The organism is Methylobacterium sp. Leaf456, from assembly GCF_001425465.1.
In the GTDB taxonomy this organism is placed as follows: Bacteria; Pseudomonadota; Alphaproteobacteria; order Rhizobiales; family Beijerinckiaceae; genus Methylobacterium.
Genome location: NZ_LMQV01000003.1, coordinates 150,624 through 165,330 on the forward strand (window position 1 = coordinate 150,624; position 14,707 = coordinate 165,330).

The window sequence follows — 14,707 nt, forward strand, 5'->3', positions numbered from 1 at the left end:
GCCGCCTCCGTCGCCGGAGGCCGGCCCTCAATCGTTCGAGGTATCGATGCAGCCCTTCCGCTCCGTTCCGGCCCTCGCGCTCGCCGGCACTCTCCTGCTCGGTGCGGTCCCGGCGGCCTTCGCGGAAGAGCCAGCAGCCTTCACCGACGCCCAGCGCAAGGCGATCGAGGGCATCGTCAAGGACTACCTCGTCAAGAACCCGGACGTGCTGCAGGAGGCCATCGCCGAGGGCGAGCGCCGCGCCCAGGAGACGCAGAAGCTCGCCCAGGCCGCCGCGCTGAAGGAGTCGCGCGAGGCGCTGGTCAACTCGCCCCACGGCATCGTGGCCGGCAACCCCGCGGGCGACATCACCGTGGTCGAGTTCTTCGATTACAATTGTGGCTATTGCCGCAAGGCGTTCTCCGACGTGCAGGCGCTGATCAAGTCCGATCCGAAGCTGCGGGTGGTGCTCAAGGACTTCCCCGTGCTGGGCGCCGAGTCGCTCGAGGCCAGCAAGGTGGCGCTCGCGGCCAAGCTCCAGCTCAAGCCCGAGAAGATGTTCGACTTCCACGCCAAGCTCTTGGAGACCAAGGGCCGCATCAACGCCGAGCGGGCGCTGGCCGTCGGCAAGGAACTCGGCGCCGACGTCGAGCGGCTGAAGAAGGACGCGCAAGGGCCCGAGGTGAAGGCGGCGCTCGCCGAGAACGTGGGGCTCGGCGACAAGCTCAGCCTGTCGGGCACCCCGGCCTTCGTCATCGGCGACGAGATCCTGCCCGGCGCCGTCGGCGTGGACGCCATGCGCAAGACCATCCAGGACGTGCGCCAGTGCGGCCACGCGAGCTGCTGAGGTGACATCTGCCCGCGCCGTCGGCGGCGCGGGCTCGGCCGAGGTCAGTTCCGCGTGGCGAAAACGATCTTGACCTGTCCGGTCATGGCGTAGCCGCTGAGGCGTAGGGTGCTGATCCTCCGCGAGCCGACGGTCAAATCGATGGCGATGCGTAATTCGGTGGGCGAGTTCCATCGGATGCTTTCTCCCCGCTCGCCGACGAGGACGCCGCAGGCGCCGTTCAGAACGAGATTGGCGTCGTCCCAGGCCTGCTCGTCCGGGCGATCACCCTTCGAAACGTAGACCGAGTCGAAGCAGTAGGGTGAGATTGCCCCTCCCCCATTCTGATTGAAGACGACCGCTTTGAAGCGTCCATCCGGAGCAGAATAGCTCTCGACGACCCAGGCGTCGGCCCGCTGCGCTCCGCTCGGTGCATCGGATCGGCCCAGCATCCAAGCTGCGCCTGAGACGACGATCACGATCAGGCCGAGCGCCGCCAGGGCCGTTCGGCAGAAGCGGAACGTCGCGGCGAGCCACGTTCCGAGAACCGTCAAACCTTTCCCGATCACGGCGGCGTTCAAACCGTCGGTGCGTCCCGCAACGCCCGTCGCAGCACCTTGCCGACATTGGTCTTGGGCAGCGCTTCGTGGACCACGACCCTGCGCGGCACCTTGTAGCCGGTGAGACTCGTGCGGGCGTGGGCCCGCAGCGCGTCCGCCGTGCAGGCGGGGTCGCGCAGGACCACGTGGGCCACCACCATCTCGCCGCTGTCCTCGCAGGGCGCGCCGACGACGGCGCATTCCACCACCGCCGGATGGGTGGCGAGCACGTCCTCGACCTCGTTCGGGTAGACGTTGAAGCCGGAGACGAGGATCATGTCCTTCATCCGGTCGACGATGCGGATCTGCCCGTCCGGGGTCATCACCGCCACGTCGCCGGTGCGGAAGAAGCCGTCCTCGGTGGTCGCCCCGCGGGTCTCCTCCGGCCGGTTCCAGTAGCCGGCCATCACCTGGGGGCCGCGCACGCAGAGTTCGCCCGGCAGGCCGAAGGGCAGGACCGCGCCGTCGGCCCCGCGGATCGACACCTCGGTCGAGGGCAGCGGATAGCCGATGGTGCCGGTCCAGTCGGTCAGCCCGAGCGGGTTGGCGGTCACCACAGGCGAGGTCTCGGACAGGCCGTAGCCCTCCAGGATGGTCTGGCCGGTGATCGCCTTCCAGCGGGCGGCGACCGAAGACTGTACCGCCATGCCGCCACCGACGACGTAGCGGATGTGGGACCAGTCCACGCTGCCGATCCTGGGGTGGTTGTTCAGCGCGTTGAACAGCGTGTTGACGCCCGCGAAGTCGGTGAACCGCGTGCCGGCCAGCGTCTTGACGAAGCCGTCGATGTCGCGCGGGTTCGGGATCAGCAGGCAGCAGCCGCCGAGCCGGAAGAAGAACAGGAAGCAGGCGGTGAGCGCGAAGATGTGGTAGAGCGGCAGCGCCGTCACCGCGACCCTCGCGGACGGGTCGTCCTCCGAGGCGCGGAACCAGATCCGGCTCTGCTCGACGTTGGCGACGATGTTGCCATGCGTCAGCATCGCGGCCTTGGCCACCCCCGTGGTGCCGCCGGTATATTGCAGGAAGGCGAGGTCGCCTGGGGCGACCGTCACCGTCGGCGGCTTCATTCCGCGCCCGGCCTTCACCACCGCTTCGAAGCGCTGGGTCTTGGCGGGCGGCAGCCGGAACGGCGGCACCGCCCGCTTCACCCGCCGCGACACCGCGTTGACGACGTGGCCCTTGAGGCGGAGCAGATCGCCCGGCGCCGCCACGACGATCCGCTCCAGGGCCGGGACGTGCGGCAGCGCCTTCTCGACCGTGTGGCCGAAATTCTCGAGCACGAAGAGCGCGCGGGCACCGGAATCGTTGAGTTGCGCGGCGAGCTCCCGCGGGGTGTAGAGCGGGTTGACGTTGACCACGGTGCAGCCCGCCGCCAGCACGCCGAGCAGGCTCACCGGGCCGGCCGGGACGTTGGGCATCATCACCGCCACGCGGTCGCCCTTGCCGAACCCCTGGGCGGACAGCCACGCGGCGACCGCGCGGGCCGCCGCGCCGACCTCGCGGAAGCGCAGGCTCGTCCCGAAGCAGGTCAGCGCCGGCCGCTCGGCGAAAAGCTGGATGCTCCGCTCGAACAGGTCGACGACCGTGCCGAGCGCCTGGGTCTCGATCTCGTGGGGGATGCCCGGCGGGTAGGCGGACAGCCAGGGCCGTTCCGCGCTCCGGTTCTCGGCCATCCTCGTCCTCCCGGCCCGCGACTGTCGGGCGTTGCCCCCGGCGGCCGGACTCGCGCCGGCTCGGCCTGTTTCCTGAGAAGGCTTAAGCGTTCCGGACGGGTCCGATCAACCCGCGGCCCCTAGCCCGTCACCCCGCTCCGCCCCGGCCGCAGGCGCAAGCCCACCAGCAGGACGTGCGGCAGGGCCGCCGCCGTGATCAGGCCCGCCGCCAGCGTGAGGTCGCGCCCATCGAGCGGGCGGCGCGGCCAGGGGCCGAGGCCGAGATCGCGCGCCGCACCGATCAGCGCCGCGCCGAGCCACAGGGCGAGGAAGGCCGCGAGCATGCCGACGAGGCCGCGTCCCAGCGCCCGCCAGCGGCCCCGCGGCGCCGAGCGCCCCGGCCGGCCGGTCAGGGTGACGCCGAGGCCCATGGCGAACCCGAACACGCCCGCCCCCGCGGCGGCGCCGAGCGCGTAGGCGATCGCCATCGGCGTGCCGTTGAGGAAGGCGCCGCTGCCGGTGCCGAAGCCCGCCCGCAGGATGAGGCCGCCGAAGGTCGGATGCAGGCTCGCGCCCGCCATCAGCGCGAGGCCGAGGATCGCCCCGATCAGCCGCCGGACCATCCCCGCGCGCCCCGGCGCCAGGGTGGCGACGAGGATGCGGGCCAGCCCGTAGACGAGCACGAAGGCGAAGAGCGGGTAGCGGTCGAGGAAGAAGCCGTAGAAGCGGTTCGCCACGTCCGGCGGCATCGCCGCACGTTGGTCGAAGCCCGTCGCGTAGGTCGCGACGAGCGCCAGCAGCGCCGCCGCCAGCGGCGCGGCGGCAACGGTCCAGGCGGCGGGCGCGGACAAGGCCGGACCGCTCAGCGCTCGTAGTTGTCGCGCACCAGCCGGTCGAGCAGGCGCACGCCCCAGCCCGCGCCCCAGCTGCGGTTGATCTCGGACGGAGTCGAGGACATGGCCACGCCCGCGATGTCGAGATGCGCCCACGGCACGTCGTTGACGTAGCGCTTGAGGAAGGCCGCCGCCGTCGCCGCGCCGCCGTGGCGCCCGCCGGTGTTCTTCATGTCGGCGAACTTCGAGTCGATCGCCTTGTCGAAGGCCGGGATCAGCGGCATCCGCCATACCTTCTCGTTCGCCGCTTCGCCCGCGGCCGTGATCTTGGCCGAGAGGTCGTCGTCGTTGGAGAACAGGCCGGCGATGTCCTGGCCGAGCGCGACGATGATCGCGCCCGTCAGCGTGGCCAGATCGATCATCGCCTTGGGCTTGTAGGTCGCCTGGATGTGCCAGAGCACGTCGGCGAGCACGAGGCGGCCCTCCGCGTCGGTGTTGATGATCTCGATGGTCTGGCCCGAGAGCGAGGTGACGATGTCGGACGGGCGGTAGGAATTGCCGTCGGGCATGTTCTCGACGATGCCGATGGCGCCGATCACGTTGGCCTTGGCCTTGCGCGAGGCGAGCGCGTGCAGGGTGCCGACCACGGCGGCCGAGCCGCCCATGTCGCCCTTCATGTCCTCCATGCCGCCGGCCGACTTGATCGACACGCCGCCGGAATCGAACACCACGCCCTTGCCGATCAGCGCCAGCGGCGCCTCGCCCGCCTCGCCGCCGTTCCAGCGCATGATGACGAGCCGCGGCTCGCGGGCCGAGCCCTGCGCCACCGCGATCAGCGCGCCCATGCCGAGCTGCTTCATCCGTGCGAGATCGAGAACCTCGACCTCGACGCCGAGCTTGGTCAGCTCGGAGACGCGTTTGGCGTATTCCTCCGGGTAGAGCACGTTCGGCGGCTCGTTCACGAGGTTGCGCGCCAGTACCACGCCCTCGGCGACCCCGGCGGCGTCCTTCGCGGCGGTCTCGGCGGCGGCCGGGTCGGCAGTCAGCAGGGTGAGCGAGGCCGAGGCCTCGTCCTCATCCTTCTTCTTGGTCTTGTAGCGGTCGAAGCTGTAGCTGCGCAGGCGCGCGCCGAGGCTGAAATCGGCGACATCCCGGGCGCTGCCGGCGAATCCCTGCCAGTCGAGCACGACGCGGGCCTTGCGCATCCCGACCTTGCCCGCGGTGAAGCCGCCGAGCAGGGTCCAGTCGAGCTTGGCCCGGTCCTTCTCGGAGCCGAGCCCGATCACTACGAGCCGGTCGGCCTCGACGTTGGCGGGGGAGGGCAGAGACAGCGCCGACTGTGCCTTGCCCTTGAAGCGTTCGCTGGCAGAGGCGCGGGCGACCAGTTCGGCGCCCTGGCGCCCCAAAATTTCGCTCGCCGCCCCCGACAGGGCGAGGTCGTCGCCGACGAACACCACGAGGTCGCCCCCGGATCCGCGCGACGTCAGCGGCTCAAAGGCGATTTCGATCCCACCGGCCATGTGCTCTTCGCTTTCCACCCGTCGTTCCGGCGGCTTTTCGCGCGCCGCGCGTGAAGCCGGCGACCTGTGTAGCCGCTGATGCGGAGAACGCAACGCGGCGCGGGGTGCGGCGATGAGGCTGCTCAATCGGCCGGAAACAGGATCGCCTCGTAATCCTGTGCCCCGTTCAGCACTCGCAGCACTTCGATCGTCTCGCTGACGAGGCGGTAGAAAATCAGGTCGTCGCCATAGACCCTTCGGCGGATGCCCGAAGCCTCGCGGCCCGGCAGCAGCGGGAAGGCGCGCGGCATCGCGGTAAGCCCGAGGCAGCGCTGTTCGAGTTCGGACACGAAGCTGGCCGCCCGCGTCCGGTTGTCGAGACCGATGAAGCGGCCGATTCGAACGAGGTCGCCGACCGCCGCTTCGGTGAGGACGACGATCACGGCTTCCCGGCGTCTTCGTCGAGGCCGAGTTCGGCCCGGATGCGGGCGAAGGCCTCTCCGACCGGCATGACGCGACCGGCCTCGGCGTCGGCGATCCCCTCTGCGAGCGCTGCGTCGAGGGTGCGCAGGCGCGCCTCGCGCTCCTTCTCTGCGAGATAGCGAGTGCGAACGAGGTCGCGGATATACTCGCTGGTCGTCGCGAACGCGCCCTCGCGCACCTTGTCGCGCACGAACTGCTCCAACTCGCGCGTCAGCGTGACGGTCATCTGACCGGTCGGCGTCGGCATTCCAGCCTCCTGGCTTACTGCAGTGGAGATTACAGTGAAAATCACTGGCGCATAGCCCGGCAGACGCTATCGGCCTCCAGCCCCTCGCCCCGAAACAGCCGCATTCCGGGCGCCCCGAACCGTCCGGGTGACACGGCTTGGCTTGGCCGCGCCGAGGGGCGAGAATACAGGGCGGGGACGGCGCGAGGGCGCGGCAAGAGGCGCAGGATGAGCCAGATCGAGCGCTACATATTCAGGATCGCGCTCGGGGCCTTCCTCGCCTGCCTGATCGGGCTCACCGGCACGATCTGGGTGACGCAGGCGCTGCGCGAACTCGACCTCGTGACCGCCAAGGGCCAGACGCTCCTCGTCTTCCTGTTCATCACCGGGCTGTCGCTGCCGACGCTGATCACCGTGATCGCCCCGGTCGCGCTGTTCATCGCCTGCGTCTACGCGTTGAACAAGCTCAACGGCGATTCCGAGCTGATCGTGATGTCGGCGGCCGGCATGGCGCCGCGGCGCATCCTCAAGCCGTTCCTGACGCTGGCGCTCACGGTGAGCGTCGTGACCGCCTTCCTGACGATCCAGGTGATGCCCTCCTCCTTTCAGGAGTTGCGCGACGTGCTGACCCGCGTGCGCGGGGATTTCGTCGCCAACGTCGTCAAGGAGGGGCAGTTCACGCAGCTCGACAGCGGCATCACCTTCCATTTCCGCGAGCGCGGGGCCGACGGCTCGCTCCAGGGCCTGTTCATTCAGGACAAGCGCGATCCGGGCAAGGCGGTGGTCTATCTGGCCGAGCGCGGTCGCGTCGCCGAGGCCGACGGGCAGACCTACCTCGTCTTGGAGAAGGGCAGCATCCACCGCCAGCAGAAGGACAGCCGCGATTCCTCGATCGTGAGCTACGAGCGCTACGCCGTCGATCTCGCCGCCTTCACGCCGCCCGACGCGGAGGTGGTCTACAAGCCGCGCGAGCGCTCGACCACGGCCCTGCTCTTCCCCGACCGTTCGGAAGCCTACTACCAGATGCAGAAGGGCCGCTTCCGCGCCGAGCTGCACGACCGGCTCTCGGCGTGGCTCTATCCGCTCGCGCTCACCTTCATCGCCTTCGCCGCGCTCGGCGATCCGCGCACCACGCGCCAGGGCCGCGGGCTCGCGGTGGCGGGCGCGGTGGTCGGCGTCGTCGCCTTGCGCATCGTCGGGTTCGCCGCGAGCAGCGCCGCCGTGCGCAGCCCCGGCGCCGTGGTGGCGATCTACGCCGCGCCGCTCGGGGCCATCGTCCTCTCCGCCCTGCTGATCTTCGGCGGCGCACAGGTCCGCGCCTTGAGCGAGCGCCTCGCCCGGAGTCGGCGGGCGCTCCTCGCCTCCCTGCGGCGACGCCCGCAGGCCGGCTCCGCCTGAGGAGGGCGCCATGCTGATCGGGCCGACGCTCGGGCGCTACTTCGCGTGGCGCTTCGTACGCACCATCCTCGGCGTGTTCGTCACGGTGTTCGCGCTCGTCTACACCCTCGATTTCGTCGAACTGCTGCGCCGCGCGGGCGACACGCAGGGGGCGTCCGCCGGGTTGATGGCCCAGCTCGCGCTCTACCGCACCCCTGCGGTCGCCGAGAGCGTGCTGCCCTTCGCGATCCTGTTCGGCTCCATGGCCGCCCTGCTCCAGCTCTCGCGCAAGCTCGAACTGGTGGTGGCGCGCGCCGCCGGCATCTCGGCCTGGCAGTTCCTCCAGCCCGGCGCGCTGGTGGCCCTCGCCATCGGCGTGGTGGCCATCGGCGCCTACAACCCGCTCTCGGCGGCGCTCAAGCAGCGTTCCAGCGAGATCGAGGCCAAGATCTTCGCCAAGTCCCCCAAGGCGGGCAGCGGCAAGGATCTCTGGATCCGCCAGCGCAGCATCGACGGGCAGGCGATCCTGCGGGCCGAGACCGCCATCGAGGGCACGACACGGCTCGCCGGCGTCTCCGCCTTCCTGTTCGACGATTCGGGCGTGTTCACCGCCCAGGTCGAGGCGGCGCGTGCGATTCTGCACGACGGCTGGTGGGAGCTGCAGGACGTGCGCGTCCTCACCAAGGATTCGCCCCCTGAGAGCCACGACAGCTACCTGATCGCCTCGACGCTCGATCTCAGCCAGATCCGGCAGCGCTTCACCCCCCCGGAATCTGTGCCCTTCTGGCAACTCCCGGAGACCATCGCGCGCCACGAGCGGGCGGGGCTGGATGCCACGCGCTACCGGCTCCAGTACGATGTCTTGCTGGCGACACCCCTGCTCTACCTTGCGATGGTTCTCGTGGCGGCAACGGTTTCCTTAAGGTTCTTCCGGTTTGGTGGGGTCGGCAAGCTGGTGCTCGGTGGGGTGGCGGCGGGCTTCGTTCTGTACGTCGCGCGGCAGGTCATGGAGGGCCTGGGCGCATCGGGGATGGTCGCGCCGACAGTGGCGGCGTGGTTCCCCGCCGTGGTAGGGAGTCTCCTCGGTACGCTCACGCTTCTTTATCAGGAGGACGGCTGATGCGCGGTTCTCCGGTGAGGGAGGCGTCGGGTGGACGGGGGCGTCGTGCAGGGGGCTGCACAGGGGACGGGTGGCGCGTTGCGTAAGGTCGCCGACATCGCCGTGACGGTCTCGATGGCTGCGCTCATGACGGCGGGCCTCGGGCTCGCCGCACCGCGCGCGCTCGCCCAGGCCGGGCTGGAGCGGCTCGCCGGGTCCCCGCAGGACCCGAAGGGCCAGCGCCTGCTCGTCGAGGCCGACGAGCTGATCTACGACAACGATCGCAACACGGTGACGGCCCGCGGCAACGCGCAGCTGAGCTACGGCTCGCGCACGCTCCAGGCCGAACGGGTCCGCTACGACCGGGGTACCTCGCGGGTCTTCGCCGAGGGCAACGTGCGCCTGACCGACGAGACCGGCGCGCTCGTCACCGGCGACCGGATGGAGCTGACCGACGACTTCAAGAACGGCTTCGTCGACGCGCTGCGCATCCAGCAGACGGTCGAGCTGAAGGGCGAGACCGTGCGCACCCGCATCTCCGCCCCGCGCGGAGAGCGGATCGCGGGCGAGGTGTCGAGCTTCGACTACGCCACCTACACCGCCTGCGAGCCGTGCAAGGACAACCCCGCCAAGCCCCCGCTGTGGCAGATCAAGGCCGGCAAGATCATCCACGACAACGAGACCCACACGATCTCGTACGAGGATGCCAGCCTCGAACTCGGCGGCATCCCGGTCGCCTACCTGCCCTATTTCGAGTCGGCCGACCCGACGGTGAAGCGCAAGACCGGCTTCCTGACGCCGCGCTTCATCACCACGACGGCGCTCGGCTCCGGCCTGTCCACACCGTTCTTCATCAATCTCGATCCGAGCTACGACCTGACGCTCTCGCCCGCCTTCCTGACCCGCCAGGGCGTGCTCGGACAGGCCGAGTACCGCCAGCGGCTCGACAGCGGCGCCTACAACGTGCGCCTGTCGGGAATCTTCCAATCGACCCCCTCGGCCTTCCTGCCGGGGCCGCTGGGCGCGGCCGACCGCGAGTTCCGCGGCTCGATCGAATCGCGCGGGCGCTTCCACGTCAACGAGCGCTGGCGCACCGGCTGGGATCTCGTCGGCGTCACCGACAAGTGGTTCCTCGACAACTACCGCATCCGCAACCAGAACATCACCACCGACTATTTCCGCGAGGCGGTCTCGACCGGCTACCTGATCGGCCAGGGCGACCGCTCGTGGTTCGAGGCGCGGGGCTACTACTTCAAGGCGCTGTCGAGCTTCGACTGGCAGAAGGAGCAGCCGATCGTCGCCCCGGTGATCGACTACGACAAGCGCATCGACGGGCCGGGCAAGATCGGCGGCGAGGTGCGGTTCGAGGCCAACGTCACCAGCCTGACCCGCGACGCGACCGACTTCCAGGGCATCCCGCGCACCGGCAGCTATCTGTTCACCCCGACCGTCAACGGGGTGACCTACCCGCTCTACGACACCTGCACGGTTTTCGAGCGCGGGAGCTGCATCGTGCGGGGCCTCGGCGGCACCACCACGCGGCTCTCGGCGCAGGCCTCGTGGCGGCGCAGCTTCATCGACGATGCCGGCCAGGTCATCACGCCGTTCGCGTATCTGCGCACCGACCTGTTCTCGCTCAACCCGAGCCGCACCGGCTTCCAGAACGAGTTCGTCGGCAACATCGCCAACGTCGACGACGGCCTGACCGGCCGCGTCATGCCGGCGATCGGCATCGACTACCGCTACCCGTTCGTGGCCGATTTCGGCGGGCTTGGCGTCCACACCCTCGAACCGATCGCCCAGGTGATCGCCCGGCCCTCCGAGACCCGGATCGGGCGCCTGCCCAACGAGGACGCGCAGAGCCTCGTCTTCGACGACACCTCCCTGTTCGCCTGGGACAAGTTCTCCGGCTACGACCGGGTCGAGGGCGGCGTGCGGGCCAATCTCGGCGGCCAGTATTCCGTCGTCACCCCGTCCGGCTGGTACGCGAACGTGATGTTCGGCGAGTCGATCCAGATCGCGGGCGTCAACTCGTTCCGCCGGGGTGATCTCGCCAATGTCGGCCTCGATTCCGGCCTGGAGGACCGCCGCTCCGACTTCGTCGGCCGCGCGCAGCTCTCGCCCAACCAGAACATCAGCTTCATCAGCCGCTTCCGGCTCGGCCAGGGCGATCTCGGCGTCAACCGCTTCGAGACCGGCGTCACCGCGCGCTTCGCGCCGTTCCTGCCGCTCGAGACCTCGCTGTTCTACTCCTACTATCAGGCCCAGCCCGCGCTCGGCTTCTCCCACCGCCGCGAGGGCGTGACGGCGTCGGCGACCTACCGGATCACCCCGAACTGGTTCCTCACCGGCTCGGCGCTGGTCGACCTGACCCACTACCTCGATGTCCGTGATACCTACGACAATCTCTTCCTCGCCAACCCGGCCACCGCACCGGCCTACAAGAACCCCGGCGCGGTCTACCTCTCCGGCATGAGCCTGGGCGGCGGCTATCAGGACGAGTGCACCACGATCTCGGTCAACTACATCGTCTCGCCCATCGCCACCGCGATCGGCGTGCGCGAGCGCAACCAGACCTTCCTGCTGCGCCTCGAACTGAAGACGCTGGGTGAGGCGGACCTGCGCCAGAACGTCGGCACCGTGACCACGGCGGACGGCATCTCGGCGGTGCGGTAGGGCCTCGGGCCGAACGGTGAACGACGGCGTCCGGAGCCGTCGTCCCGATACAGGCCGCGCGGCGCGACCGCCCCGGGGTCAGGGCGCCCGCTTGAGCATCGTGCCGAATATCGTATCCAGCACGATGCTCTCTATCTTTGTGCCGCAACATCTTTTTCTGAAAGCCGGTTCCCACCTTTCGGGCCGATGCTCCTAGGGGGCGTCGTTCGGTGGCGCATCGGCGAATTCCGTCGGCGCGACACCGGTTTCCGCTTTGAAGACGCAACTGAAATGGGAGAGGCTGAGGAAGCCGACGCTGGAGGCGATATCCTTCACCGTCGCGCGATTCGCCTGGCGGAGAGCCAGCAGGCGGCGCGCCTCGGCGATCCTGCGGCGGCAGATGACGTCGCCGACCGTCTCGTTGTCGGCGGCGAAGACCGCCTGGATGTAGCGCTTCGAGAGTCTGAGCGTCGCCGCGATGGCGTCGATGCCGAAGGCGGGGTTCGGATACCCCTGCTCGATCACCTGCAGGATGCGTCGGCGATGGGCGAAGCGGACCGGCGCCGCGCCGGACGTATAGTCGCCCCCGTCCAGCACCAGTCCCAGCAACTCGACGATATGTCGCCCGGCCGCCGCCCGCGCGCTCGGGTCCAGTTCGTGGAGCCCCTTGGCGAAGGAGTTGGCGAAGCCGGTGAACATCCGGACCAGGGCACCGTCCTGCGATGCCTGGGCCACGATGTCGTCGATCTGCGGAGCGTATTGCCGCACGACCGCGCCGGGGACGATCAGGTTGTTGAACTGGGTGTACGTGTCCTGAACGTAGGAATAGGTGTCCGACGTACTGACGAGCGCGAACTGGTTGCCTCGGACGGCCGCCTCGCGACCGCGCTGTCCCAACAGGATGGGATCGCCCAAGGGCAGCAGGACGAAATAGGCATCGAGCGCATCGCGCGAGATGTGGCTCGGCGTGCGTTGCACCGTCATCGCATCGGATTCGACGCGCGCGATGCTGAGATCGCCGACATAACATCCTTCGATCTCTCCGTTCGCGAAATCGGACGGAAGATCGAAGTCGTATTCGTAGAAGAAGGCGTTGAGCGTATCCTTCCAGACCTTCTGTCTGCTCGTATGCGGGACATCCGTCAGGTCGAACCACACATGGTCGAGGGAGGGGGTGACGCTCATGGCACGCGATCCCGGATGTCGATCACGGAGCTTCGGCAAACCGACCAAAACTGAGATCGATGTCGTGTCTGGACGGCTTTCTGCAGCTTGAAGGTGTTCGGGGCATGAAATGAATCGGTTTCGTTGTGGTTTCGCAGATGTCGAACATGGATCTGCGAGAGGTGTGTTCGTTTGATAGTCTTTGTCAATGCGGGGCCGCGCGGTGTTATGACCGGGTGGCGTGGAACGCCGGTCCGGCGTCGGCAAGCGGATCGGATCGCGGTATAGCTCCCGCCCATGCCTGCCACCGAACGCCCCCTCGCCCTCACCCTCGGCGATCCCTCCGGGATCGGCCCCGAACTCGCGCTCAGTGCGTGGCGGCTGCGGGCGGAGCGGGGTGTGCCGCCGTTTCAGCTGATCGGCGATCCCGACTTCCTGGAGCGCACCGCCCACCGCCTCGGCCTGTTCGTGCCGGTCGCCGAGGTCGAACCGGATGACGCCGTCGAGGTGTTTCCCCGCGCCCTCCCCGTCCTGCCGCTGCCGAGCGGCGCGCGCGTGGAGGCCGTGCCCGGCGCGCCGGATTCGGCCAATGCCGGCGCCATCGTCGAATCGATCACCGCGGCCGTCGATCTGGTGCGGACGGGCCGCGCCTCCGCGGTGGTGACCAACCCGATCGCCAAGTTCGTGCTGACCAAGGTGGGCTTTGCCCATCCCGGTCATACCGAGTTCCTGGCCGCGCTGGCCGCGAGCCCCGGCCGCGAGCCGCCGCTGCCGGTGATGCTGCTGTGGAGCGAGACGCTCAGCGTCGTCCCGGTGACGATCCACGTGGCGCTGCGCCGGGTGCCGGAACTGCTGACCCAAGCGCTGGTCGAGCGCACCGCCCGCATCGTCGAGGCGGACCTGCGGGCCCGCTTCGGTTTTGACAAACCCCGCCTCGTCCTGTCGGGCCTCAACCCGCATGCCGGCGAGGCCGGCACCATGGGCACCGAGGACCGCGACGTGCTGGCGCCCGCCGTTGCGGCGCTCCGCTCCGAGGGCATCGACATCCGGGGCCCGCTGCCGGCCGACACGCTGTTCCACGAGCGGGCGCGGGCGACCTACGACGTGGCGCTCTGCCCGACCCACGATCAGGCGCTGATCCCGATCAAGACGCTCGCCTTCGACGAGGGCGTGAACGTCACGCTGGGGCTGCCGTTCGTGCGCACTTCGCCCGACCACGGCACCGCCTTCGACATCGCCGGCCAAGGCGTCGCCCGGCCCGACAGCCTGATCGCGGCACTCAAGCTGGCGCGGCGGCTGGCGTCGAGCAACGTCACCCCCTTCCCCGTCCGTTCGTAGAAAACCCCGCTCATGACGACCGAACCCGTCAGCTCGGACGGCTTGCCGCCGCTCCGCGAAGTGGTGCGCCGCCACGGCCTGGAGCCGAAGAAGGCGCTCGGCCAGAATTTTCTGTTCGATCTCAACCTGACCGGACGGATTGCCCGCGGCGCCGGTTCGCTCGACGGCGTCACCGTGGTCGAGGTCGGCCCCGGCCCCGGCGGCCTGACTCGCGCCCTGCTGGCGGCGGGCGCCAAGCGCGTCATCGCCATCGAGCGCGACCCGCGGGCACTGCCGGCGCTCGCCGAGATCGCCGCGCATTATCCCGGCCGCCTCGACGTGGTCGATGCGGACGCGTTGGACTTCGATCCGCGCCCGATGATCGGCGACGGGCCGGCGCGCATCGTCGCCAACCTCCCCTACAACGTCGCGACGCCGCTTCTCACCGGCTGGCTCGGAGCCGACGACCACGACGCGACAGATGTCGAGGCTTGGCCGCCGTGGTGGGACTGCGCGGTGCTGATGTTCCAGCGCGAGGTCGCCGAGCGCATCGTCGCCGACGAAGAGGACCGCGCCAATTACGGGCGCCTCGGCGTGCTGTGCGGCTGGCGCACGCAGGCCACCATCCTGTTCGACGTGGCCCCCACCGCCTTCGTGCCCCCGCCGAAGGTGACCTCCAGCGTCGTCCACCTGCGCCCGCGGCAAGAGCCCCTGCCCTGCCGCATCGCCGACCTGGAGCGGGTGACTCGCGCGGCCTTCGGCCAGCGGCGCAAGATGCTGCGCCAGAGCCTCAAGGCGGCGACGCCCGATCCGGCCGGGTTGCTCGCCGCCGCCGGCCTGCCCGACACGGCGCGGGCTGAGGAGATCCCGGTCGAAGGTTTCGTGGCGCTCGCCCGTGCGCTCGCCGAGCAGCGATAGCTTCGGCCCGATTTCTGCAAGGTCAGAGGCGCACGGCGGCGACGCCGTCACCAGACTCCGTGCCCGGCGGCGTGTTTTCG

Annotated in this window: 13 protein-coding genes; 6 read left to right on the forward strand and 7 right to left on the reverse strand. The window is 69.5% G+C overall.

From position 1 onward, the window contains the following. Positions 1–46: 46 nt before the first annotated feature. Positions 47–826 carry a DsbA family protein gene (locus ASG52_RS04945; protein WP_056239887.1) on the forward strand — a complete coding sequence of 260 codons (780 nt, stop codon included), beginning with the start codon at positions 47–49 and terminating at the stop codon, positions 824–826. Between the two features lie 44 nt (positions 827–870). On the opposite strand, the gene ASG52_RS04950 is transcribed toward ASG52_RS04945, so the two are convergent. The 6 genes from ASG52_RS04950 to ASG52_RS04975 form a co-directional block, all read right to left on the reverse strand. Continuing rightward, positions 871–1,386, reverse strand: a complete 516-nt coding sequence (locus ASG52_RS04950; protein WP_056239890.1) for a hypothetical protein — start codon at positions 1,384–1,386, stop codon at positions 871–873. Beyond that, on the reverse strand, positions 1,383–3,077 hold the full coding sequence (locus tag ASG52_RS04955) for an AMP-binding protein (RefSeq protein WP_056239893.1): 1,695 nt from the start codon (positions 3,075–3,077) through the stop codon (positions 1,383–1,385). Before ASG52_RS04955 ends, ASG52_RS04950 begins: the two co-directional genes overlap by 4 nt. A 119-nt stretch (positions 3,078–3,196) precedes the next feature. Next, positions 3,197–3,907, reverse strand: a complete 711-nt coding sequence (locus ASG52_RS04960) for a hypothetical protein (protein WP_286158945.1) — start codon at positions 3,905–3,907, stop codon at positions 3,197–3,199. 11 nt (positions 3,908–3,918) lie between these two features. After that, the gene (locus tag ASG52_RS04965) at positions 3,919–5,409 is read right to left on the reverse strand and encodes a leucyl aminopeptidase (RefSeq protein ID WP_056239896.1); all 1,491 of its coding nucleotides are present in this window, start codon (positions 5,407–5,409) and stop codon (positions 3,919–3,921) included. 122 nt (positions 5,410–5,531) lie between these two features. After that, positions 5,532–5,831 carry a type II toxin-antitoxin system RelE/ParE family toxin gene (locus ASG52_RS04970; protein ID WP_056239898.1) on the reverse strand — a complete coding sequence of 100 codons (300 nt, stop codon included), beginning with the start codon at positions 5,829–5,831 and terminating at the stop codon, positions 5,532–5,534. Further along, positions 5,828–6,118: a type II toxin-antitoxin system ParD family antitoxin gene (locus tag ASG52_RS04975; RefSeq protein WP_286158946.1), complete on the reverse strand. Its 291-nt coding sequence runs from the start codon at positions 6,116–6,118 to the stop codon at positions 5,828–5,830. The genes ASG52_RS04970 and ASG52_RS04975 overlap by 4 nt, the downstream gene beginning before the upstream one ends. Before the next feature lie 207 nt (positions 6,119–6,325). On the opposite strand from ASG52_RS04975, the gene lptF reads away from it, so the two are divergent. The 3 genes from lptF (at position 6,326) to ASG52_RS04990 (ending at position 11,249) form a co-directional block, all read left to right on the forward strand. Then, positions 6,326–7,495 (forward strand): LPS export ABC transporter permease LptF, encoded by a 1,170-nt coding sequence (gene lptF / locus ASG52_RS04980; RefSeq protein WP_056239900.1) that lies wholly within the window; start codon positions 6,326–6,328, stop codon positions 7,493–7,495. Between the two features lie 10 nt (positions 7,496–7,505). Next, positions 7,506–8,594: an LPS export ABC transporter permease LptG gene (gene lptG, locus ASG52_RS04985; RefSeq protein ID WP_056239903.1), complete on the forward strand. Its 1,089-nt coding sequence runs from the start codon at positions 7,506–7,508 to the stop codon at positions 8,592–8,594. Between the two features lie 78 nt (positions 8,595–8,672). Further along, on the forward strand, positions 8,673–11,249 hold the full coding sequence (locus tag ASG52_RS04990) for an LPS-assembly protein LptD (protein ID WP_200945573.1): 2,577 nt from the start codon (positions 8,673–8,675) through the stop codon (positions 11,247–11,249). A 192-nt stretch (positions 11,250–11,441) separates the two neighbouring features. Here the strand turns inward: ASG52_RS04990 and ASG52_RS04995 are convergent, their stop codons facing one another. Next, entirely contained in the window at positions 11,442–12,413 is a 972-nt protein-coding gene (locus tag ASG52_RS04995; RefSeq protein ID WP_056239909.1) for an AraC family transcriptional regulator, read from the reverse strand. A gap of 276 nt (positions 12,414–12,689) precedes the next feature. Between ASG52_RS04995 and pdxA the strand changes: the two genes are divergently transcribed. Then, on the forward strand, positions 12,690–13,730 hold the full coding sequence (gene pdxA, locus ASG52_RS05000; protein ID WP_056239912.1) for a 4-hydroxythreonine-4-phosphate dehydrogenase PdxA: 1,041 nt from the start codon (positions 12,690–12,692) through the stop codon (positions 13,728–13,730). Between the two features lie 12 nt (positions 13,731–13,742). After that, complete coding sequence (rsmA, locus tag ASG52_RS05005; RefSeq protein WP_056239914.1) at positions 13,743–14,627, forward strand: 16S rRNA (adenine(1518)-N(6)/adenine(1519)-N(6))-dimethyltransferase RsmA; 885 nt, start codon at positions 13,743–13,745, stop codon at positions 14,625–14,627. Positions 14,628–14,707: the final 80 nt, after the last annotated feature.

What these genes read in the sequence shown, in the direction of transcription:
- ASG52_RS04945 (WP_056239887.1), top strand. Translation starts at nt 47, where the DNA reads ATGCAGCCCTTCCGCTCCGTTCCGGCCCTCGCGCTCGCCGGCACTCTC.
- ASG52_RS04955 (WP_056239893.1), bottom strand. Translation starts at nt 3,077, where the DNA reads ATGGCCGAGAACCGGAGCGCGGAACGGCCCTGGCTGTCCGCCTACCCG.
- ASG52_RS04965 (WP_056239896.1), bottom strand. Translation starts at nt 5,409, where the DNA reads ATGGCCGGTGGGATCGAAATCGCCTTTGAGCCGCTGACGTCGCGCGGA.
- ASG52_RS04975 (WP_286158946.1), bottom strand. Translation starts at nt 6,118, where the DNA reads ATGCCGACGCCGACCGGTCAGATGACCGTCACGCTGACGCGCGAGTTG.
- lptF (WP_056239900.1), top strand. Translation starts at nt 6,326, where the DNA reads ATGAGCCAGATCGAGCGCTACATATTCAGGATCGCGCTCGGGGCCTTC.
- lptG (WP_056239903.1), top strand. Translation starts at nt 7,506, where the DNA reads ATGCTGATCGGGCCGACGCTCGGGCGCTACTTCGCGTGGCGCTTCGTA.
- ASG52_RS04995 (WP_056239909.1), bottom strand. Translation starts at nt 12,413, where the DNA reads ATGAGCGTCACCCCCTCCCTCGACCATGTGTGGTTCGACCTGACGGAT.
- pdxA (WP_056239912.1), top strand. Translation starts at nt 12,690, where the DNA reads ATGCCTGCCACCGAACGCCCCCTCGCCCTCACCCTCGGCGATCCCTCC.
- rsmA (WP_056239914.1), top strand. Translation starts at nt 13,743, where the DNA reads ATGACGACCGAACCCGTCAGCTCGGACGGCTTGCCGCCGCTCCGCGAA.